Here is a 19,530-nt window from a genome sequence, read left to right as displayed (position 1 = left end):
ACAAAAAAAGGATGGGTCCGGTCATTTTAAACGCTGGTTGATCCGGTCCAATCCTTCCACTTTCGCTTTCTCCACGTTCAATTCTCTTTTCAAAAGCACATTCTCTGCCGTCATTCCGGCCAGGATCGATATGCCGATCAATGTCCGCAGCAGGCCCGGTTCCGGTACAAGGTATGTGACTGCAAAAACCGCTGCTGCAGCGCCAATTAAAAAATCGGCTAAAAACCCGAGATAAATGCCCTTTGGACGTCTCCGCCTTCTTGGGAAAACCAAAACCTTTCCGTTTCTCATCAAATGAGCCACAACGCCTGTCATCCCTCCGATACAACCGGCAATCAGGAGCGTGTCCACATTATTGATCCCCCTAAACTTAAAAAAGCGGCCGCTGGAAGATATTTAGAAACATAAGAACTATGCACTAATCATCCACCAAAGCGGGCCGCCTCGATAAGTCTTTTATTGTATAAACGAAAAGTTACTATAATGAACATGCTACCTTCAGTGTACAACATTCCAAAAAGAAAATAAATACTTATTTTCAATTTTGTTCTTCAAATAACAATAAATGTAATTTTAAGTTTTTTTCACATCCAGTAAGTGTTGGATTTCTGCTTCATAGTAATCCACTTCTTTTTTGGAAGTAGCCTCCATCATACCCTGCAGCAAGGGTTCATAGTTTTTCTTCTCCATTTTGTCTGTAGATTGAAATACGGCTCTGCTCTCCTCATAGTGATCCAGAAATAATTGAAGCTTCATGTAATAGTACCGGGTTTCCTCCAATGAAACGGCTTCTCTGAAAGCATCCAGCAAATCATCGAATTCTTCATCTTTTTTCTTTTTCCCCATATCCTGCCTGCCGCACCTCCTGAAGAGATTTGTTAAAGAATTAATTTCTATTTATTACCCATTATACAAGAATATGTAACGGCTCACGTTAGAGAATCCGAATTTCTTCTATAAAAAAAGAAATGATACAGCCTCTCCTTGACGAGAAACTGTACCATTTCAGCACGTGGGTTTGTATGATTCCGATTGGGCTCGAACCAACGACCTCCACCCTGTCAAGGTGGCGCTCTCCCAGCTGAGCTACGGAATCAAAATAATAATGGGTATTTCCTGGTGACAAGTAATAATATACTACGGAAAAATCGGAGTGTCAATATAGTGTGAAGATTTTTTTAAAGGTTTGTAAATATGCACGAGGAAGGCTTCCCATCAAAGGTTTTTCAATAAGGTCCGGATCGCCGCTGAGCGGTCCATGCCATTCTCTTTTGCATAACTCTCCAGCTTCTTGTAGGATTCTTCATCCAAACGCACATGCAGGGATCGGGTCAGTTTATCCTCGGTCTTCTTTCGCGGGCGCCCACGCTTGATGTGCCGCTTTCCATCCTCATCCATCCATACATCAAGGGTGACTTCCCCTTCTTTTTCAATCACCTCGGCACCGTTGTTTTCTTCCCACAACTGCTGAGCCCTTTCCTTGTAACCGGTCATCTGCCGGATATCTTCTTCAGGGAGACCAGCATGTGCCGCCTTTTCCCTGAACTTATGTTTCAAAAATTCCTCCAGTTCTTCATAAGAAGAAAACGTCAACTGCTTCATAATCTCCGTCCTTTCCATCTCTGTCCATTATGCCGGAATTCTTAATGAAATGAAACAGCTTTAAACTTTTTTGTGGCACAAAAAACATTCATCTAGTATACTGGGATTGTTACTTTTTGTAGCACAAAAATGAAAGGCAGGAGATCCTATGTATATCGAATCGAAATATATAACCGTTAAGGAAGGGTACACAGAGCAGGTGGTTTCCCGCTTCAATCAGCCGCTTCCTATAGAAGACATGGAGGGATTCCAAGGAATGTCCATTGCTGTAGAGAAAGCCCGTAAAGGAGAACAGATGGTCATCATCACTACAAGATTCGCCTCCAAGGAAGATTATAAAGCGTGGAAAAAAAGCGATGCCCACGTGCAGGGCCACAAAACAAAACAAAAGCCTGATTTTGTTCTGAACACCTCTCTTGGCCTTTACGAAGAGATACTGAGTAAATAAAACAAAGAACCTCTATGTCGGCCAACATAGAGGTTCTTTGTTTATAATAAGGTCTCTCTTTCCTTATCCGGGAGGCTTCTTCCCTGTTTTCAATTCGATATGGATGATTTATGACGATTTCAAGGAAAGCGTGACGGGCTTTCTGTTTTGTAGGTTTTGTATATTTCGTTCATAATAGAAAAAGAACAATCATACAGAAGGCAGGTTTTTCACATGAATAACAGCAAACGATGGATTGATCTAAGAGACAGTTTTCTTTTTCTTCCCGCCATTTACAGCGTGATTTCCATATTGAGCGTTGTGATCTCCATTCTTCTTGATGAATGGATCGTATCCAATTGGAAGGACGCCCTTCCCGGTTTCCTCCTTACAGGCAGCTCAGTGGCTCAAACACTGTACGGATCGCTCGTCACCTCCATCTTAACGATGACAACCATCAGTTTCTCCACCATTATGGTTGTCCTTACAACCTATACCACTCAATTCTCTCCCAGGACACTTCAGGACTTTATGAAAAGCCGGATCACCCAGCACGTGTTGGGGGTCTTCTCCTTCGGCTTCATCTTTTCCCTGCTGCAGTTGTTCCTGCTTGGGAAGGATTCCGGATCCGGATTCATCAGTCCGTTTTTAACCGTTTTCGTATCCATCGTCTGCCTGGCTTTCTTTATCATTTTCATTCACCACTCTTCCCGTTTCATCAAAGTGAACAATTTAATCGGCACCATTCGCCAGAGCACGTCTGATTTGATCAACGGAACCTTTTCCGAGAAAAATTACGACCGTTACACCGAATGGGATCACGAGGAAATTGAAAGACGAAAGAATTCAGAGAAAAGAGTCATTGCGACAGGGGAATCCGGATATATCCAGAGTGTCAATTACTCTTCCTTGATTCAATGGGCGGAGAAAAATGACCTTTTATTGGAGACCACCTTTTCCATGGGGGAATACATTCAGAAAGAAATGCCCCTGTTCTATTACTGGGTAGAATCAGAGCAGGAGAACCTCACACCAGAAGAAGCAAGAGATTTTGTCGTGATCGGCAACGAGCGGGTCGACATTCAGGATATAGAATTTTCACTGCAGAAGCTTGTGGAAATCGCCGTGCGCGCCATTTCCCCAAGTCTCAATGATCCTCATACGGCCACGAACTGCATCAACCGGATCGGCTCCCTCCTCGTTGAGCTCGCCGATGTATATGAGCCGATCCGATATTACCCGGACGATAATGACCACCTCCGTCTTATCGCAGAGCCGGTACCTTTTAGTGAATACTTGTATAAATGCTTCTATCAAATCCGCATTTACGGACACCATGATGTGTCCGTCATGAACTCCGTTATGGAAGTATTGTACAAACTGGCATTCATACAAAAGGAGAAAGTCCAGGACGACGTGTGGAGATTCGGCCGTTACATTATTAAGGCTGTTGATGTAGAGAATATGGACGAGCTTGATTTTGAGCGGTTTAACCATCAGGCACAGAAACTGGCCGATGCGTGTGGGACAACCATTTCCTTGAAGAGCGATGATGCTTCATAACCTGTGTACCAAATAAAGAGAACCGTCCATATTCCGGACGGTTCTCTTTTGTGTATTAATCGCTGCCGGATATGATCATATCGTCTTCCATCTCGGCAAGAAGGGTGGCAGGTGACACTTTATCACCTTTCTTAATATGAAGCTTTTTCAGGCTGCCGCTGATGCCCACCGCTACCTCTGACTCTGTCCCGTCCCGCTTAATAACAAAAAGGGGTTCCCATTCATAGACATACTCCCCGTTCTGAACGAGGATTTCGGTCACTTCTCCATAACACGGGGAAATGATTTTTTCGGGCCGCATGGTTCATTCCTCCTGTTCTCACCACGCCCGGTCCAGCTCAGGGCGTTTGAAACAGCATATGTGGGAGAAGAGGACAAGATGACTGGAAAATAAAAAAGAAGTGACGCAGCCTCTCCCTGGATGAGAAACTGCGCCACTCCGGCACTTTGTATGATGATTCCGATTGGGCTCGAACCAACGACCTCCACCCTGTCAAGGTGGCGCTCTCCCAGCTGAGCTACGGAATCTTATGTAGAAATTTGTCGTTTTTTGCTGACAAAGATTAATATACTATGGATCACAATTGAAGTCAACATGATTCGACAAACTTTTTTTACAAACCTTCCTCCTCCCTCCATCATTTGGGTTATTGATCTGTTCCACTTTTTCAACAATTCTATGATAAAATAAGAAGTGCAACGTTTACATCGAATTTTAAGCGGGAAATTTTCATATACTTCCGTGCTGTAAGGAGGTGGTCTATTTATGGGTAGAGACGGATCCATGACCGAGTACACCATAAACAGTCAGTACTTAGACGAAGAAATGACCCTTCGTGTGTATACGCCGAACAACTTCTCTCCTCTATACAAGTACCATTTCTGTATCATGCAGGATGGAAACGATTATTACTCCATGGGGCGCGCTGCCACTCTGAGCGATAAGCTCCACAGGGAGGAACGTATGGAACGGACGATTTTCATTGGTATACATTACAAGGATAAATACGACCGCAGGGAGAAATACCATCCTGACGGCCAGAGACAGGGAGACTACGTCAGCTTCCTCATCAGGGAGGTCGTCCCATTTCTTGATGAACAGCTGCCCGGGTATAATATGGGGAGAGGCCGGACACTGGCCGGGGATTCCCTTGCCGGAACCCTTGCCTTAATGACAGCTGTTAAATTCCCGAATATCTTCGGAAATGTCATCATGCAGAGTCCTTATGTCGATGATCACGTCCTGGAAGTCGTCGACACAGGGCGGCAGCTTTCTTCATTAACCATCGATCACACCATCGGTCTGGAGGAAACGGACGTGGAGACGACAACCGGTGAGCGGATGGATTTTCTTGAACCAAATCGAAAGCTGCGGGATCTTCTACAGGAAAAGCCGGTCTCCTATACGTACCATGAGCTGGATGGCGGTCATACTTGGGGATCCTGGCAGAAGGATTTTGAACGGGCTTTATTGAACATATTTAGTGGTGAATAAACGTTTTAAAATGGGACAATCAGGAGGTTAGTTCAATGAAATACGGAATAGCAGTGTTTCCATCAAAAAAAGTACAAGATGTAGCGAATTCTTACCGCAAGCGATATGACCCTCATTACGCGCTGATTCCTCCTCACATTACGATGAAAGAGGCGTTTGAAGCGGAGGAAGATCAGATTGAAAGTGAAATCATCCCCCAGCTGAGGGAAATTGCCAAGAACACAGAGCCATTCTCCTACGGGGTGTACAAGGTAAGTTCCTTCTCTCCCGTAACCAACACCATCTACCTGAAGATTGAACCATCCGATGAAATTTTTGATTTGAATGATAAACTTTACACTGGTGTACTGCCGGAAGAAAAAGATTTCTCCTTCGTTCCGCACATCACGATTGCTCAGAAGCTTTCAGACGAGGAATTTTCCGATGTATACGGCAGCCTCACTATGCTTAAATTCGATCTGCAGGATCAGGTCGATCGTTTCCAGCTTCTTTACCAACTTGAAAACGGCGCATGGAGTGTCTATGAGACATTCCGCCTTGGCAGAGGGTGAAGCTCGTGGATATCCGGCAGGTCAGAAACAAACAGCAGCTGGACGATGCCTACACAGTGAGAAAAATCGTCTTTGTACAAGAACAGCAGGTACCTGAAGAACTTGAAATCGATGAGCATGATGAAGCGTCCCTTCATTTCACCGGGTATGAGAACGACAAACCGGTAGCCGCCGCCCGTCTCCGGTTTGTCCACGGATACGGGAAGCTTGAGCGCATTTGTGTTCTGAAAGAGAAACGCGGCCATTCCTACGGCAGACAGATGATTGAACAGCTGGAAGCCGCCGTGCGTGACTATGGGTATGACAAAGCCAAGCTTAATGCTCAAACCCAGGCGGAAGCCTTTTATGAAGCCCTCGGTTATGTCACGATTTCAGACAAATTCATGGATGCCGGCATCCCACATGTCACGATGGTCAAAGAATTGAATGAATAACCAGCTCCCGCCTATGGAAAGGCGGGAGTTTTTTCGTTTATATTCCACCCCTTTTGTCTACAATGAGGCATAGAAGAACGAAAAAGAAGGATCGTGACGCTTCAATGGAATATATACAAATTACGGTGGAGACTCTTTTCGGGTTTGCTGCGCTGTTTGTCATGACTAAGGTACTGGGCAAATCCCAGATTACTCAAATTACAGCTTTTGATTTCATCTCCGCCCTTGTACTTGGAGAGCTTGTAGGAAATGCCCTTTACGATCCTGACGTCGGTATTCCCGACATCGGCTTTGCCATTATACTGTGGAGCATCCTTATTTACACAACAGAGATGATCACGGAAAAGTTTAAAGGATCCCGGCAGCTTCTTGAGGGAAGCCCATCCCTCGTAATTTATCAGGGAAAGATTGACCGAGAGCAGCTCAAAAAAAATAAGCTGGATATCAACCAGCTTCAACACCTTCTCCGCTCCAAGGATGTCTTCTCGATCAGGGATGTGCAGTATGCTGTTTTGGAAACGGATGGAACCATTTCTGTGTTGAAAAACTCCCATTCTCAGAACGTCAGCCGAAAGGATTTGAACCTCCCTCCTCTTCCCGTCCCGCTTCCCCGTACCATCATCAGTGACGGGGAGGTCATCTGGGATAACCTGAAGGAAGCCGGGCTTGATGAAAATTGGCTGCATCATCAGCTGAAAGCCCAGGATTACGAGACACCAGAGGCCGTACTGTATGCAGAGTTCCAGGATGGTGACCAAACCTTGTTTGTCATCGGCTTATAGCCGAAAACACCCACTTATGATCAACCAGACGATCTTGAATCACTTCTGCTTTTTTCAAGGTTACGGCATAAGCGGTTACAGCCGTCCGATATAAGAGCCACTGCCCGAGCGCAGGCGCCTGCACATCCCACTTCGTACACAGAATGGAAATCAGCTCTTCGTGCGTCACCTCTCCTGTCGACTCCACTGCCGACTGAACAGCATCGAGGATACGCTGGTGATAGACGATATTTTGACGGATCGTTTCAGAGGGATCTTGTTCGAATGACCCATGGCCGGGCAATGCCCCGGCACACGGGATAGCCAGAAGACGCTCCAGACTGTGGATGGTTTCCCCGGCATCCACCAGAAACGGGATCCGGTGCTTCTGGAGCGTCTCCAGACTGAAATAACTATCCGCGGCATACAGGACGTCTCCGGCTTTCAATGCAAGCTGATGATGACTGTGGCCCGGGAGCAGAAAAAGTTCGGCTGTGATCCTGCCGAAATCGACTTGTCCTTCATCGACAACCCTGTCAATCCGGACAGGGGGACCTTCAAGAAACTTATTACGGAGTTCTTTAAGCGGAGCAACCCCGCTGAACAGATAGAGCGGCTCCAGCGATGGATTGGAAAGGACCGACGCTTCCAATACGGGGGCAGATGTATGAACGTCATACGTATGCTGTACATAGGAAGCTCCGCCGTAATGATCCGCATGAGCATGGGTGATAAATAGGTGGGTGAGCGGAAGCTGCCGTTTTTCCAGTTCTTTCAGCACCTTTTTAACCGATGACCGATCGATACCTGAATCAATCAGCAGCCCTGTACCGCCTTTATGAATGTAGCCGATATTTACGGATGAATGATCATAGAAACACCAATCATTGATTTGTTTGAACGTCATCGTTACAGCCCCTTCAAGCATTTCTATACAGTTTCGCTGAAGTAGCTGCCTTTTCCTGTTACAGCAGCATAGGTTTTCACGCCGATGTTCTGATGCGCGGGGGATGCCGGCTTATGATCTTCGGCCTCTGCCGCATGGAATCCGGGCGTGGTGATAAACGGACTGTTTTTCTGATAGACAAGGCGGTCCTCTTCTCTCTGCTGCCGACCGGGTCGTTTCGTATCGAGGCTTGCCTTGAAAATTTTATCCACGGCAAAGGACTGCTGGTGCTGATTCACAACTCTTGTCTGGTAATCCTGATACTGGTAATGATTCACAGGCAGAATATATCCCATCCGGAACGCCTCCTTTATCTTCCATTACCCCGAAAACACCGAATTGAACCAGGCCTGTCATTCAAAAAACTTCTCCATCTTCCCTGCATATTTGTTTAGAAATTTTTCTACATCGGTCATCTGTTTGGTGAACCTTTTCTCCCAAGCTCCCAAATCCTTTTCCCACTGCTGGAATTTCTTGTCCGGCTGTTTGATAATGCCTTTATATTTCGACGTTTCCACATCGATTTCCTGCAGGACTTCAAGCAGCGTCTTTGCCTTCTTTTTTTCCTCTTTCCCCGTCACAGGCGGTCTGTCCATGCATACAGAACCGACTGCAGACCTGCGAGAGCAAAGACAAAGACGAGCCACTCCCCGTATGGGACCACCAGATAAAATACGACCATAATGATGGAGGACCAGACACCGACACACCACTGACAGCTCAAACCTTCACCAATAAACCCTTTAGGCTCGACCCACTCTTCTTCCACCCCTTGATCGTTCGTAACCAGCTTCACATTGAAAAACGGACGTCTCATCCACTCCATAATGTAATCACGTACAATCAAGCGGGTCAGACGGAAACTCGCCAGAGCAAGCAGCAAAAATTCTGCGATGGATAACATTTGATATCCCATCCTTTCTAAAGAAGAAAAAAGCCACTACATACATCGTAGTGGCTGCTTACTCAGTTTAGAACCAGCGGAATCCTCCACGACGGTCGGAAGACTCATCATCATGGCGTTTTCTAGAACTTGAACTGCTTTCGTCCGCCCCGGCTTCCCTGCGTTTCCTTCCGAAAAACGGATCCACACGGTCACTGCTTTCATCACGGTCATGACGTCCGCGGTGCTGCGGCTCAATAATGACATTATCAGCTTTAATAACAAGGTCTTTGACATGAATGACCTTTTTCTTCTCAGACATTCCCCTCACTCCTTAATCGAATTCATTGTTACTTTATGGTTTTCAGCTTGGCCGGGTATAGTCGTCCGCCCATACAAGACGAAAAACTTTGGGAATGCCTGAATACGGACAAATGCCCACACCGACAGCGCTGACAGACATATTCTAGTAAAGACAATACGTCAATGCGTATGGAAAGGGGAAAAAACAATGAGCTGTGGTAAAAAATACGATTCAGGCTCCTGTGTTATTGATATCCTAAAAGACATCGTGGATGCTCAGAATGACGTCCTGCACGATTGCACAACGAGCTGTGAACAATCAATCGCAGACCTTCTGGGTGACAGTAACGGAGGATCAGGTTTCGATACAGTACCTGTTATTCTTTACTGTAAAGACGGATGCAAGCCTTTTAAAGGTTACGGTTCAAAACGCAGCGGAGAGCGCTGTAATGTCAAAGGGAGCTTTTTCTTCCGCGTCAAGTCCGTAGACGACGATGGATGTGCGATTCTTGAACTTCTATTCTCTGACCGCAACGGAGACGATGAGGATTCAAGAGACGACGATCCGAAATCACCTGCTGATCAAAGCTGCCGCGACCTTCGCGCTTCAGGGATCTGCATCACGGTGGACTTGAACTGCTTCTGCCACGTTACCTGCCTTCCGGCTGCCAGCACGCTGTAAGAAATCAGAAAAAAACCGCGCAAACAGGCGCGGTTTTTTCTGTTTCAAAAGCCCAGTAGACGAATATCAATAATCGTATCAAAGTCAATCTCCCTCTGAAACGGCCGCTGAAACACCTTCATATGGACTTTACCATCCTGATAATCGGTAATGTACCCTCTGAGCTGATCTTCTTTTGTCGTCACTTCACATTTCATCTTCGGAACATGGGGGGATAATTGAAAAAAGTAATCCACTTTTTCCTCCAGGGAGAGTTCGTGGAATCGCTGCCTGCGCTCCCGGCTGGATACTTGCTTTTCTTCGTTATCCCGATCGTTTTCCACCTCAGGCGCGTCGGTATTCTCCGGAAGTAGTTTTGTTACTTCTTCTGTATGAGCGGCATGGGTTCGGCGCATCCGTGCTTCTTTTTCATATCGTGGTGTTTCTTTTGCAGCGGGCTGTTCAGAACCACGTGACCTTACTGAGCGTTCCGTGCGGAAACTCGTCTGCATAGGAACAACGGCAGGCTTTAGATTTTTCGGCTGAACAATGTAAAGCATCGGCTGCTTGGCAAGACGTTTTTCATCGGCCATGTTCGATCTCTCCTTTTCCAGTCGGTCATCACCTTATGTATATGCCCTGTCTTTCTCCCATGTTCATTTTCGACGATCATCGTGGAAGTTTCCGTATTATTTACACATTCTTTCTCTTGATCCTCATCCTGTTAGGAGTGACGCGGCTGTGAAAATGATTTACATGGATCATTGACGGTCGAACATGGAACCCCTCATTTTCATCTCTTCTTTTCATTGCACAAGAAAAAAGAGTGATTTTCTTTGATAAATCAAAGAAAATCACTCTTAATTAGATGGGACACCGTTGATTCCATGACGAGCGTTCGATGGTGACGCCTGTGGGAACAGCGCGATCCGGAGATCCACTTGGTCCAGTGGTCTTCCTCCCCAAGTCAGCTGAGGCCGTGCCCGCGGCAAGCATCCATCGACAAGCGATTCGTGAAAATCAACAACAACCTTTAACCACATCTCTTGATAGGAAGGAGGATTTCAGTGGCCTCATCAAAATGGACGGATTTTTTCTTTAGTAAGCGACAATACTGAATCCGGAGTCAACGTGGATGATTTCTCCTGTCACACCACGGGACAGGTCACTCATCAAGTAGTAGCCGGTATCGCCGACTTCCTCCTGAGTCACCGGTCGGCGCAGTGGAGCACGCTCTTCGATCACTTTCATAATTTCATTGAAATCACCGACACCTTTAGCTGATAATGTCCGGATAGGTCCGGCAGAAATCGCATTCACACGGATGTTATGCTTCCCTAAGTCATTGGCCAGGTATTTCACGCTGGCATCCAGACTGGCTTTCGCTACACCCATAACGTTGTAGTTTTTTACAACCTGCTCTCCGCCAAGGTACGTCAGCGTAACGATGCTTCCTCCGTCGGTCATCAATGGCTGGGCAGCACGCGCAACAGCCGTCAGTGAGTAGGAACTGATATTGTGGGCTGTTAAAAATCCATCACGGCTTGTGTTCAAAAACTCATCCTTCAGCTCTTCCCTGTTCGCAAAGGCAATACAATGCGCAAGTCCGTGAATCGTTCCGACATCCCGTCCGATTTCTTGAAATGTGTGGATAATCGCTTCGTCGTTTGTCACATCGCACTCATACACCAGTGGTTCTTCCACTCCGTCCAGAGTCGCGGCCAAGTCCTGTACCGACTTTTTAAACCGTTCCGATGCGACGGTGAAAATCAACCGGGCGCCCGCTGCGTGCAGAGAACGTGCAATTCCCCACGCAATACTCCGCTTGTTGGCAACACCCATGACTACATACGTACGTCCTTCTAAAGAAAAGTTCACGCTGATTTCCCTCCTCAATCATTCTCACAAATTAGTATTTGTTATTAGTACCTGCTCCTATTTTAAACGATCCACGTTTGAAAAACAAATCAGGATCCATAAAAAACCCCTAATCATCTAATGAAGGGTGTGGTCACTAGTCCCGCATACATAAAAAGCTTGTAGAAAAACACGGAGTTTCTCTACAAGCTCAATGGCTGCTCTAACAAAAGCGGAAGTTCATCATCAGCACCATTCACAGTATTCCAGTTCCATTTTGAGTTCATCCACATACTCGTTGGAACCTGTCACGATTAAGCGGTCCCCGATTTTCAGCTCCGTATCGCCGTGAGGAACGATGGAATCTTTGCCACGGAAGATCCGGACCATGATTACGTCTCCTGTAAAAGGGAACTCCCGGATATGGACGCCGTTATACATGGAATTGTTCATATTGATCTGATAAAGCGCACTATCCTGCTTTGTCAAAATATCAAGCACGTTCGGTGCTTCGATCATCGCTTTCAAAAGAGCCTTCGAGGACAGGAAGACGCTGAAGACACTGATGCCAAGCTCCCTCATCTCTGTAGAAAGCTCAGGAGATTCGACTCGGACAATAATCCGCTCCACACCTTGTTCTTTCGCATATCGGGCGATTTCTGCGTTCCTTTCCTCGTCCCCTGTAGAGGCGACGACAAGGTCCACATCAAAGACACCCAGCTCTTTCATATTCTCGACGTTGTAACCGTCCAGCTCCTTGATATCAAAGCAGTTCCGGCTGATTCGTTCATCGATTTTATCCACTTTCGTATGGTACAAATGCGTTTCATACGCGTTGATATCCAGTTCACGCACAACAGGAAGCGTCATCCGGTTGGATCCGATGAAGGAAACCACCGTTTTATGGTCCTCATCCTCAAAGCGTCCATATACCTTTTTAAAGACGATCGGTGCGACAACGCAGGTCAGGACGGCTACAAGAATAAGCGCCCCTTCCATCTGATCGTCAATCATTCCTTCCCTTTTGCCAATCGCAGCAGCGGCAATAACGAGAGATAAGGTGGACGTCAGGATAAATCCGGATCCGAACACCGTCTTACGGTCATACCATTTCGAAAGGATCAAGGCCGGAACAATTTTGGAAATCAACAGGGCTGCAAACAGCAGCGGAATCAATAACAGGACACGTGTATCCGTAAACAAACTCCAAATATCTATTTCTACACCGACCATGACGAAGAAGATCGGGATTAAGAAGCCATATCCAAAACTGTCGAGCCTTTTGACCATTTCCGGGTTCGGTGAAAGCAGAGATACAAGAGTACCCGCTAAGAAGGCGCCCAGAATGTTTTCCGCACCCACAGTTTCCGATAAAGCAACGAGAAGCAGGATCAATGTAAAGACGGCACGTGTATCGATCTGGATGGTACCTTTAGCCATCGTCTCCACAAAGGATTGATGACGGAACTTTTTCCCGATGTAATAGAAAAGGACACCAGCAGCAAACAAAATAAGCAGAAGCCACGTATTGCCGCCGTTCTCTCCATAAATGGAGACGAATACGGCCAATAGGATCATGGTAACGAGGTCGGCGATTACAGCGATCAGAAGGATCGTCTGACCGATTGTCGTTTTCATCATCTGTGCATCTTTCAAAGTTGGAACAACTACACCAAGGGAGATCGTTGAAATGATCAACGTCATAAGAAAGGCATTGTCTATAAATCCAGCCAGCACGAATACATAGGACAGCGCCAGGGAAATGACGAATATTCCGACAAATACGATGACCGCCACCCATACTGGATTGGGGGCGCCGGTTCCCTGGTTGACCGGTTTCGCACGTTTCTTCTTGCTTGCAAAAATGGAGAAGTCTATTTCAAGACCACTCAGGAACATAAGAAAAATGAACCCCAGGGTCGATAGTATTTCAAGCCAGCTTCCCTGTTCAACAAGGTCAAATCCACTTTGACCTATAATCAAACCTACGATGATTTCTGCTACTACCACCGGAATCATATTCAGTTTAAACCGGTGGAGTAGGATGGGAGTAATAAATGCTGCAATTATGACAATAACCAGTGAAGTTACTGAAGCACCATGTTCCATACTCGCCCTCCTTCCTTCATATCAAAAAATTCATAAAGGCTGTTGCCATACCGAAGTAAATCAGAATGGAAATCAAGTCATTCACTGTTGTGATGAATGGCCCTGAGGCAACAGCGGGGTCAATGTTCAAACGATGCATGATAAGGGGGACGAGAGATCCTGCGAGCGTTGCAACAATCAGCGTTAATAAAATGGACAAACCTACTAATAATCCTAAGAAAAAGTTTCCCTGCCATATATAAACGATAAGGGTAATCAGCACACCACAGGAAACTCCGGTGATCACACCAGTACCTGCTTCTCTCATCATCATTTTCCATTTTCCTTGTTTCTCTATTTCTCCTGTAGCAATTCCACGGACAGCAACAGCAAGCGCCTGAGTACCCGTGTTTCCACCCATTCCGGCAATCAGCGGAATAAAGATGGCAAGAATGGCTACTTTATCCAACGTTTCCTCAAACCGCCCGATCAGGCTGGCTGTTAAACTCCCTAAAAATAGCAGGATCACCAGCCAGGGAAGCCTCTTTTTCGCTGAGGCAAAAGCGTTATCATCCGGACTGTCCACATCAGAAATCGCAGCAAACTTCGAGTAATCATCGCTGGCCTCTTCTTCCATGACGTCCATAATATCATCCACAGTAATGATACCAAGCAGATGATCTTGAAAATCGACAACAGGAAGCGCGAGAAAGTCATAATCCCTGACCATCCGGGCGACCTCTTCCTGATCTTCCCCTACTGATACCGATACCACCCGTTCATTCATGACATCGGAAATCAGCCAGTCTTCTTCAGAAATAATCAAATCCCTCAACGAAATAACACCAACCAGCCTTTTATCTTCATCTATGACATACGTATAGTAAATCGTTTCGGCATCAGGGGCTTCTGTTCTCAAATGCACCATGGCTTCCTTGATCGTCATACCGGCCTTTACGACAACGAACTCTGTGGTCATGATGGACCCTGCGGTTTTCTCCTCATAATGGAGCAGGTCCTTGATTTCGTCCGCAGCTTCATCATCCATGATCGTCAGGAAGCTGGCCACTTTATCTTTATCTAATTCGTTGAATATATCAACAGCATCATCGGCAGACATTTCGGCAAACACCTGGGCGGCAAATCTTGGATCCATTTCTGAAAAGAAGGGTTCAATTTCCTCATAATCGATATGCTCCATCACATCTGCCACTTCTTCCGGTGACAAATAAGTATAGATCTGCATTCTTACATCCGCATCCAGATCCTCAAAAATCCGCGCCTGATCATAGGGATGCATCTCCAAAAATTCAGCACGAAACTGATCGATATGTTCATTGAACAGGGCATCTTTAATATTTGCCCAGACTTCTTTCCGCTCGTGGTCATCTAAGTGTTCCATAAGCAGCCCTCCCCCGTGTCTATTTCGTTTTTGACCGTTTAATCTTAATTGTGATTCATAGGTTTGTCAACGAATGTCACGCAACTTTTAAATTCAGCTTCCGTACCGTCTCCACGCCTATCCATAGTCTAACAGAAAGGCCCCTCCGGGATGGAATAACGGGCGGCCATGTTTATTATTCATCCCCGTGGGAAAAATATCATTCAGATTCCTTCATGCGCTGCAATTCCTGCCCTTTTAAAACACCTGCAGCCTCTCATTCCATTACCAAAAGGAGCGTCATTATGACCTATGATGTGATCGGAGATGTCCACGGCTGTCTCCCCGAGCTTGTTCAACTGTTCGAGAAGCTTGGTTACAATTGGAGCGACGGACTCCCCCTCCATCCGGATGGCCGTACACCGGTATTTGTCGGAGATATCACGGACAGAGGTCCGGACTCTCTCGGGTGCATCCGACTTGTTTACAGACTTGTCTATGAACAAAACGCCCTTTATGTCCCGGGAAATCACTGTAACAAATTGTACCGGTTCTTTCTCGGAAACCCGGTCCAGGAAAAACACGGACTGGAAACGACCGCGGCGGAATACAGAAACCTGCCCGGGAAGGAGCAGCAATTGGTGAAAAAGCAGTTTCTCCAGCTTTACGAAGAAGCCCCGCTGCACTTGATTCTGCAAGATACAGGAGCTGTCGTAGCTCATGCCGGTATTAAAGAGGAAGATATCGGAAAACGAAGCAGACGAATCGAAACGTTCATTTTATATGGAGATATCACCGGGGAAAAACTCCCCGACGGGCGCCCGGTGAGGAGAGACTGGGCTCAGGACTATAAAGGAAGCCGGTGGATTGTTTATGGGCACACACCTGTAAAAACGCCACGCTTTGTCAATAAGACCGTCAATATTGATACCGGATGTGTTTTTGGAGGAAAACTGACGGCTTTCAGGCTTCCGGAAGAAGAGGTGGTCAGCATCTCCTCCTCCATGCCTTATATAGAAGAGAAATTCCGATACGATTGATATCTACCCATCATAAGGTGAAAAAAAGCTTGAGAACCCTATGTCCTCAAGCGAAAAGATCCCACTCTTCAGGTGTTTCCGTTACGAATGTCATCCTTTTCTTACTCCAGGGATGACGGAAGTTCAATTGGTAACAGTGCAGCGCCTGTCCCGGGATCCACGGGCAGGCGTTTCCACCATAAAGGGTATCCCCCGCAAGCGGATAACCCAGATGTTCCAAGTGGACCCTGATTTGATGCGTCCGTCCCGTCATGAGCTGGAGGCGGAGCCATGTATATGCCCCGCTCCTTTTCTCCACTTCATAACGTGTCTCAGCCGGCCGTCCTTCCGACGATATCGTACGGCGGATAATCGATCCCTCTGCCCGTGCAATGGGCTGATTCACGATGCCTTGATCCGCTTGTAATCTTCCCTCCGCTACAGCTTTATACCGGCGGTCAATTTTCTTCATGCTCTGTGTCAGCAGGCGGTGGCTGTACGCGTGTTTAGCGACCAGCATCAATCCGCTCGTGTCCTTATCCAGTCGTGTGACGATGTGAACCGTGCATGGATCGTTTTCCTGAATGTATCGGAAAAGCAGAAAAGCCGCTACAGATGGTTCGTTTTTATCAAGAGCGGGGACCGAAAAAAGGCCGGCCGGTTTATTGATGACGAGTACATCCTCATCTTCATACACAATGGAAAGCGGACCTTCCATCGGCTGAATGGACCCGCGTTCTTCCTCTGGAAATTCCACTTCAAGAAGATCACCGCTCCTCAGCGGCTGCCACATGTCCATCCGTTCACCGTTGACAAAAACGCTGCCGCTGATCCGCACTTTTTTGATCAGCTGCCGGGAGAATTCCCCCGCCCCAAACAGGAAGTCCCGACTTGACCAACCGGAATAAGCGGCGGTGATGGTCCACCGCTTTATCACTTTAGACGGAGTATTCATCCGCCACGAAGGAGTCATGCACGCGTTTCCAGAATGGGAATGGACGGAAGCGGGCGAACCGTACTTTTTCTTCTGCCACCCGGCACTGGATCGACTTCACGTCTTTATACGTTCTTGAAATGTGATCGATGGTGAACAGGAAGCTGCGGTCGTGAAGCGGCTTGAACATACATGTATGATGGCTCGGCAGGATCAGGGGTGACCCGATCGTACGGAACACCCGGTTGTTGATGGAAGCCATTTCGGCAATCTGGAAGGCCTCCAGGGATGGATGAAGGATCGCTCCCCCAAGCGCCTTGTTGTAAGCTGTACTTCCTGAAGGTGTGGATACACATAAGCCGTCTCCCCGGAAGGTTTCGAAATGATCGCCCTTGATTTCAATATCCATTACGACAGAACCTTCGGATGTTTTGATCGTGCATTCATTCAACGCAAGGTAACGGTCTTCTTCACTGCCATCTTTCGGGCGGATCGTCACCTCAAGGAGTGGATACTCCACCACTTGAAACGGCGTTTTCGCTATTTCAATGATCAGTTTTTCAAGTTCTTCCGGCATCCAGTCTGCATAGAAACCAAGATGCCCGGTATGAATACCGATAAATGCGGTTTTATCCAAACGATGGACATACGTATGGAAAGCTTCCAGAAGGGTTCCGTCCCCGCCTACGGATATGGCCAGTTCAGGCTCATCCTCATCATATTCCAGCTGGAATTCGGTTAAGTAATTCTTAATTTTTGAACGGATTTCGTTGGATTTCTGATCTCCCTTAGATAAGATCGAAAACTTCATTGTCGGCCACTCCTCTACATTTTTTTCGGGTTTTTCTTCTGTTCTTCTTTTCTTAAGAAAGCACGCTGGGCTTCCTGCACCTCATTTTTTATCTTGGACATTTCTTCATCTAATTGAAAGGCGGCCTCGCCTGCGCGCTTCAGACGGGATTTGATCTCTGCAGGTATCTTACCCGAATATTTGTAGTTTAACGAATGTTCATTGGTCGCCCAGAAGTTCATCGCCAGGGTCCGGATCTGAACTTCAGCGAGCAGCCGCTTTTCCCCGTGAATGGTTTCAACAGGGTACTCGATAATCACGTGGAAGGAACGGTATCCGCTGTCTTTTTTTCTGGACACATAGTCCTTTTCCTCCACAACCTTTAAGTCATGCCTGTTTCGCAGCATATTCACAACAGCGTAAATATCGTCCACAAACTGACAGACGACGCGCACACCAGCAATGTCCTGAATTTCCTCTTCAATGTTTTCAGGATTGATTCCTTTTCGTCTCGCTTTTTCTAATATACTTGTTTTCGGCTTAACGCGTCCGGTTACAAACTCTATAGGAGACTGTTCCTCCTCATATTCAAACTGCCGCCTCATGCCTTTCAGCTTTATTTTCAGCTCCTCAACTACCTGAGCATATGGAGCTATAAATATATCCCAATTCATTAAGCGTCCACCTTTATGTAACCAATCTTTATAGTAATTATGTGCGTTTTATCTTTCATTCATTGTATCATAAAGTCAGCCTGCTGAAGAAGCAGAGTGACCAAAGGAACTACAATACAGGAGGGGTTCTCATGACCCAGGAAATCGAAATTGAATTCAAAAACCTGCTGAAGGAAGAAGAATACAACAGGGTTTATCATTTTTTACCATTCAAATCAGTTGAACTTATCGAACAAACCAATTATTATTTTGAAACAGAAGATCTAAAACTGAAACAGCACGGAGCGGCTTTGAGAATCCGTAAAAAATCCGATCAGTGGACACTGACCTTGAAGCAGCCGCACCCGGAAGGTCTGCTTGAAACACATGATTCCCTCACAGAGGAAGAAGCCAATTTATGGATACAGAACATACGAGTGGAAAAAAACCGGGTGTTCAAACAGCTGCGTGATCTCGGCATTGATCCGGATCACCTGCACTACTTAGGTTCGCTGACAACAAGGCGGAAAGAATTGGAGTATAATGGGGCCCTTGTTGTCCTTGACCACAGCCTCTATTATGACCAGGAGGATTACGAACTTGAGGTGGAAGCAGAGAGCAGAACGTCGGGAAAAGCCGTAATCAAGGAAATTCTTGAGTCCTGCAATATTCCTGAGCGCGAAACAGATAATAAGATCAAACGTTTCTATAACGCCAAGCTCAAATCAGAATAGTTGCTGTCAGACACCCCTCATTGCTAAAATGTTGAACAGACAAGGATGGGATGCTATGCAGCGAAATCAATCGTTTTACGATGCCGTCGGAAAAGAAAAGATCGACGAACTGGTGGAAGCCTTCTACAAGAGAGTCCAGCAGCATCCGGATTTGATTCCGATATTTCCGGATGATTTTACAGAAACCATCCGGAAACAGAAACAATTTTTAACACAGTTTTTCGGAGGCCCTCCTCTCTATGTGGAAGAGCACGGCCATCCGATGCTGCGGGCCAGGCACCTTCCTTTTGAAATCACTCCTGCCCGGAGAGATGCCTGGTTGTCCTGCATGTCCGGAGCTATGACAGAAGTGGATCTGGAGGAGCCTTACCGCTCTGCCATGTTCGACCGGCTCGTGAAAACGGCCAACCATATGATGAATACACCTGAGGATGAGAAAGGAGAATAG

At 46.5% G+C, this 19,530-nt stretch carries 26 protein-coding genes and 2 tRNA genes; 10 read left to right on the top strand and 18 right to left on the bottom strand.

The window, feature by feature from the left end:
• Nucleotides 1-21 precede the first annotated feature (21 nt).
• From ACXAGL_RS13510 to ACXAGL_RS13495, 4 genes are all read right to left on the bottom strand, one after another.
• Nucleotides 22-351, bottom strand: a complete 330-nt coding sequence (locus ACXAGL_RS13510) for a DUF4257 domain-containing protein (RefSeq protein WP_474967893.1) — start codon at nt 349-351, stop codon at nt 22-24.
• A gap of 222 nt (nt 352-573) precedes the next feature.
• Nucleotides 574-846, bottom strand: coding sequence for a hypothetical protein (locus tag ACXAGL_RS13505; protein WP_474967892.1), 273 nt, complete (start codon nt 844-846; stop codon nt 574-576).
• Between the two features lie 177 nt (nt 847-1,023).
• Nucleotides 1,024-1,096: transfer RNA gene (locus ACXAGL_RS13500), tRNA-Val, on the bottom strand.
• 119 nt (nt 1,097-1,215) lie between these two features.
• Nucleotides 1,216-1,602, bottom strand: coding sequence for a ribbon-helix-helix protein, CopG family (locus ACXAGL_RS13495; RefSeq protein ID WP_474971834.1), 387 nt, complete (start codon nt 1,600-1,602; stop codon nt 1,216-1,218).
• Between the two features lie 148 nt (nt 1,603-1,750).
• Between ACXAGL_RS13495 and ACXAGL_RS13490 the strand changes: the two genes are divergently transcribed.
• The gene (locus ACXAGL_RS13490; RefSeq protein ID WP_474991358.1) at nt 1,751-2,050 is read left to right on the top strand and encodes an antibiotic biosynthesis monooxygenase; all 300 of its coding nucleotides are present in this window, start codon (nt 1,751-1,753) and stop codon (nt 2,048-2,050) included.
• A 213-nt stretch (nt 2,051-2,263) separates the two neighbouring features.
• The gene (locus ACXAGL_RS13485; protein ID WP_474967889.1) at nt 2,264-3,592 is read left to right on the top strand and encodes a DUF2254 domain-containing protein; all 1,329 of its coding nucleotides are present in this window, start codon (nt 2,264-2,266) and stop codon (nt 3,590-3,592) included.
• Between the two features lie 55 nt (nt 3,593-3,647).
• On the opposite strand, the gene ACXAGL_RS13480 is transcribed toward ACXAGL_RS13485, so the two are convergent.
• Nucleotides 3,648-3,893 (bottom strand): biotin/lipoyl-containing protein, encoded by a 246-nt coding sequence (locus ACXAGL_RS13480; RefSeq protein ID WP_474991357.1) that lies wholly within the window; start codon nt 3,891-3,893, stop codon nt 3,648-3,650.
• A 154-nt stretch (nt 3,894-4,047) separates the two neighbouring features.
• Nucleotides 4,048-4,120: transfer RNA gene (locus tag ACXAGL_RS13475), tRNA-Val, on the bottom strand.
• A 238-nt stretch (nt 4,121-4,358) separates the two neighbouring features.
• On the opposite strand from ACXAGL_RS13475, the gene ACXAGL_RS13470 reads away from it, so the two are divergent.
• The 4 genes from ACXAGL_RS13470 (at nt 4,359) to ACXAGL_RS13455 (ending at nt 6,854) form a co-directional block, all read left to right on the top strand.
• Nucleotides 4,359-5,087 (top strand): alpha/beta hydrolase, encoded by a 729-nt coding sequence (locus tag ACXAGL_RS13470; RefSeq protein ID WP_474971836.1) that lies wholly within the window; start codon nt 4,359-4,361, stop codon nt 5,085-5,087.
• 35 nt (nt 5,088-5,122) lie between these two features.
• Complete coding sequence (locus tag ACXAGL_RS13465; protein ID WP_474967886.1) at nt 5,123-5,638, top strand: YjcG family protein; 516 nt, start codon at nt 5,123-5,125, stop codon at nt 5,636-5,638.
• Nucleotides 5,639-5,643: 5 nt separating this feature from the next.
• Nucleotides 5,644-6,072: a GNAT family N-acetyltransferase gene (locus ACXAGL_RS13460; protein ID WP_474970365.1), complete on the top strand. Its 429-nt coding sequence runs from the start codon at nt 5,644-5,646 to the stop codon at nt 6,070-6,072.
• Nucleotides 6,073-6,176: 104 nt separating this feature from the next.
• Complete coding sequence (locus ACXAGL_RS13455; RefSeq protein ID WP_474991356.1) at nt 6,177-6,854, top strand: DUF421 domain-containing protein; 678 nt, start codon at nt 6,177-6,179, stop codon at nt 6,852-6,854.
• Here ACXAGL_RS13455 and ACXAGL_RS13450 read toward each other — a convergent pair.
• From ACXAGL_RS13450 to ACXAGL_RS13430, 5 genes are all read right to left on the bottom strand, one after another.
• Nucleotides 6,841-7,740 (bottom strand): MBL fold metallo-hydrolase, encoded by a 900-nt coding sequence (locus tag ACXAGL_RS13450; protein ID WP_474967885.1) that lies wholly within the window; start codon nt 7,738-7,740, stop codon nt 6,841-6,843. The two genes, ACXAGL_RS13455 and ACXAGL_RS13450, sit on opposite strands and share 14 nt — an antisense overlap.
• Before the next feature lie 23 nt (nt 7,741-7,763).
• On the bottom strand, nt 7,764-8,075 hold the full coding sequence (locus tag ACXAGL_RS13445; RefSeq protein ID WP_474967884.1) for a hypothetical protein: 312 nt from the start codon (nt 8,073-8,075) through the stop codon (nt 7,764-7,766).
• A gap of 57 nt (nt 8,076-8,132) precedes the next feature.
• Nucleotides 8,133-8,360, bottom strand: a complete 228-nt coding sequence (locus tag ACXAGL_RS13440; RefSeq protein WP_474971838.1) for a hypothetical protein — start codon at nt 8,358-8,360, stop codon at nt 8,133-8,135.
• Nucleotides 8,357-8,683 (bottom strand): DUF1360 domain-containing protein, encoded by a 327-nt coding sequence (locus ACXAGL_RS13435; RefSeq protein ID WP_474971839.1) that lies wholly within the window; start codon nt 8,681-8,683, stop codon nt 8,357-8,359. Before ACXAGL_RS13435 ends, ACXAGL_RS13440 begins: the two co-directional genes overlap by 4 nt.
• A gap of 67 nt (nt 8,684-8,750) precedes the next feature.
• Nucleotides 8,751-8,984 (bottom strand): hypothetical protein, encoded by a 234-nt coding sequence (locus ACXAGL_RS13430; protein ID WP_474967881.1) that lies wholly within the window; start codon nt 8,982-8,984, stop codon nt 8,751-8,753.
• A 189-nt stretch (nt 8,985-9,173) separates the two neighbouring features.
• Here ACXAGL_RS13430 and ACXAGL_RS13425 point away from each other — a divergent pair, with 189 nt between their 5' ends.
• The gene (locus ACXAGL_RS13425; protein ID WP_474967880.1) at nt 9,174-9,647 is read left to right on the top strand and encodes a CotY/CotZ family spore coat protein; all 474 of its coding nucleotides are present in this window, start codon (nt 9,174-9,176) and stop codon (nt 9,645-9,647) included.
• A 44-nt stretch (nt 9,648-9,691) separates the two neighbouring features.
• Here ACXAGL_RS13425 and ACXAGL_RS13420 read toward each other — a convergent pair whose 3' ends face one another.
• The 4 genes from ACXAGL_RS13420 to mgtE form a co-directional block, all read right to left on the bottom strand.
• Nucleotides 9,692-10,219, bottom strand: coding sequence for a CotO family spore coat protein (locus ACXAGL_RS13420; protein ID WP_474971840.1), 528 nt, complete (start codon nt 10,217-10,219; stop codon nt 9,692-9,694).
• A 505-nt stretch (nt 10,220-10,724) separates the two neighbouring features.
• On the bottom strand, nt 10,725-11,504 hold the full coding sequence (gene fabI, locus ACXAGL_RS13415) for an enoyl-ACP reductase FabI (protein WP_474967878.1): 780 nt from the start codon (nt 11,502-11,504) through the stop codon (nt 10,725-10,727).
• A 225-nt stretch (nt 11,505-11,729) separates the two neighbouring features.
• The gene (locus tag ACXAGL_RS13410; RefSeq protein ID WP_474967877.1) at nt 11,730-13,592 is read right to left on the bottom strand and encodes a monovalent cation:proton antiporter family protein; all 1,863 of its coding nucleotides are present in this window, start codon (nt 13,590-13,592) and stop codon (nt 11,730-11,732) included.
• A gap of 16 nt (nt 13,593-13,608) precedes the next feature.
• Complete coding sequence (gene mgtE / locus ACXAGL_RS13405; RefSeq protein WP_474967876.1) at nt 13,609-14,973, bottom strand: magnesium transporter; 1,365 nt, start codon at nt 14,971-14,973, stop codon at nt 13,609-13,611.
• Nucleotides 14,974-15,257: 284 nt separating this feature from the next.
• On the opposite strand from mgtE, the gene prpE reads away from it, so the two are divergent.
• Complete coding sequence (prpE, locus tag ACXAGL_RS13400) at nt 15,258-15,992, top strand: bis(5'-nucleosyl)-tetraphosphatase PrpE (protein ID WP_474991355.1); 735 nt, start codon at nt 15,258-15,260, stop codon at nt 15,990-15,992.
• Nucleotides 15,993-16,038: 46 nt separating this feature from the next.
• On the opposite strand, the gene ACXAGL_RS13395 is transcribed toward prpE, so the two are convergent.
• The 3 genes from ACXAGL_RS13395 to yjbM are packed head-to-tail and all read right to left on the bottom strand — an operon-like array spanning nt 16,039 to nt 18,369.
• Nucleotides 16,039-16,944, bottom strand: a complete 906-nt coding sequence (locus ACXAGL_RS13395) for an RluA family pseudouridine synthase (RefSeq protein WP_474967874.1) — start codon at nt 16,942-16,944, stop codon at nt 16,039-16,041.
• Nucleotides 16,910-17,716, bottom strand: coding sequence for an NAD kinase (locus ACXAGL_RS13390; RefSeq protein ID WP_027953547.1), 807 nt, complete (start codon nt 17,714-17,716; stop codon nt 16,910-16,912). The genes ACXAGL_RS13395 and ACXAGL_RS13390 overlap by 35 nt, the downstream gene beginning before the upstream one ends.
• Nucleotides 17,717-17,730: 14 nt before the next feature.
• A complete protein-coding gene (yjbM, locus tag ACXAGL_RS13385) occupies nt 17,731-18,369 on the bottom strand; it encodes a GTP diphosphokinase (RefSeq protein WP_474967873.1) in 639 nt (212 codons plus the stop codon).
• A gap of 131 nt (nt 18,370-18,500) precedes the next feature.
• On the opposite strand from yjbM, the gene ACXAGL_RS13380 reads away from it, so the two are divergent.
• Together ACXAGL_RS13380 and ACXAGL_RS13375 are read left to right on the top strand one after the other, a co-directional pair.
• Nucleotides 18,501-19,082, top strand: a complete 582-nt coding sequence (locus ACXAGL_RS13380) for a CYTH domain-containing protein (RefSeq protein WP_474991354.1) — start codon at nt 18,501-18,503, stop codon at nt 19,080-19,082.
• A gap of 55 nt (nt 19,083-19,137) precedes the next feature.
• Nucleotides 19,138-19,530, top strand: a complete 393-nt coding sequence (locus tag ACXAGL_RS13375) for a globin domain-containing protein (protein WP_027953544.1) — start codon at nt 19,138-19,140, stop codon at nt 19,528-19,530.

The sequence above is a fragment of the Halobacillus sp. ABA4_118 genome, from assembly GCF_056160205.1.
This window is presented reverse-complemented; position numbering and strand designations above follow the sequence as displayed.

Coding starts and splice junctions, on each gene's coding strand:
- ACXAGL_RS13505 (WP_474967892.1), bottom strand. CDS start 846: ATGGGGAAAAAGAAAAAAGATGAAGAATTCGATGATTTGCTGGATGCT.
- ACXAGL_RS13495 (WP_474971834.1), bottom strand. CDS start 1,602: ATGAAGCAGTTGACGTTTTCTTCTTATGAAGAACTGGAGGAATTTTTG.
- ACXAGL_RS13490 (WP_474991358.1), top strand. CDS start 1,751: ATGTATATCGAATCGAAATATATAACCGTTAAGGAAGGGTACACAGAG.
- ACXAGL_RS13485 (WP_474967889.1), top strand. CDS start 2,264: ATGAATAACAGCAAACGATGGATTGATCTAAGAGACAGTTTTCTTTTT.
- ACXAGL_RS13480 (WP_474991357.1), bottom strand. CDS start 3,893: ATGCGGCCCGAAAAAATCATTTCCCCGTGTTATGGAGAAGTGACCGAA.
- ACXAGL_RS13470 (WP_474971836.1), top strand. CDS start 4,359: ATGGGTAGAGACGGATCCATGACCGAGTACACCATAAACAGTCAGTAC.
- ACXAGL_RS13465 (WP_474967886.1), top strand. CDS start 5,123: ATGAAATACGGAATAGCAGTGTTTCCATCAAAAAAAGTACAAGATGTA.
- ACXAGL_RS13455 (WP_474991356.1), top strand. CDS start 6,177: ATGGAATATATACAAATTACGGTGGAGACTCTTTTCGGGTTTGCTGCG.
- ACXAGL_RS13450 (WP_474967885.1), bottom strand. CDS start 7,740: ATGACGTTCAAACAAATCAATGATTGGTGTTTCTATGATCATTCATCC.
- ACXAGL_RS13445 (WP_474967884.1), bottom strand. CDS start 8,075: ATGGGATATATTCTGCCTGTGAATCATTACCAGTATCAGGATTACCAG.
- ACXAGL_RS13435 (WP_474971839.1), bottom strand. CDS start 8,683: ATGTTATCCATCGCAGAATTTTTGCTGCTTGCTCTGGCGAGTTTCCGT.
- ACXAGL_RS13430 (WP_474967881.1), bottom strand. CDS start 8,984: ATGTCTGAGAAGAAAAAGGTCATTCATGTCAAAGACCTTGTTATTAAA.
- ACXAGL_RS13425 (WP_474967880.1), top strand. CDS start 9,174: ATGAGCTGTGGTAAAAAATACGATTCAGGCTCCTGTGTTATTGATATC.
- ACXAGL_RS13420 (WP_474971840.1), bottom strand. CDS start 10,219: ATGGCCGATGAAAAACGTCTTGCCAAGCAGCCGATGCTTTACATTGTT.
- ACXAGL_RS13410 (WP_474967877.1), bottom strand. CDS start 13,592: ATGGAACATGGTGCTTCAGTAACTTCACTGGTTATTGTCATAATTGCA.
- mgtE (WP_474967876.1), bottom strand. CDS start 14,973: ATGGAACACTTAGATGACCACGAGCGGAAAGAAGTCTGGGCAAATATT.
- prpE (WP_474991355.1), top strand. CDS start 15,258: ATGACCTATGATGTGATCGGAGATGTCCACGGCTGTCTCCCCGAGCTT.
- ACXAGL_RS13395 (WP_474967874.1), bottom strand. CDS start 16,944: ATGACTCCTTCGTGGCGGATGAATACTCCGTCTAAAGTGATAAAGCGG.
- ACXAGL_RS13390 (WP_027953547.1), bottom strand. CDS start 17,716: ATGAAGTTTTCGATCTTATCTAAGGGAGATCAGAAATCCAACGAAATC.
- yjbM (WP_474967873.1), bottom strand. CDS start 18,369: ATGAATTGGGATATATTTATAGCTCCATATGCTCAGGTAGTTGAGGAG.
- ACXAGL_RS13380 (WP_474991354.1), top strand. CDS start 18,501: ATGACCCAGGAAATCGAAATTGAATTCAAAAACCTGCTGAAGGAAGAA.
- ACXAGL_RS13375 (WP_027953544.1), top strand. CDS start 19,138: ATGCAGCGAAATCAATCGTTTTACGATGCCGTCGGAAAAGAAAAGATC.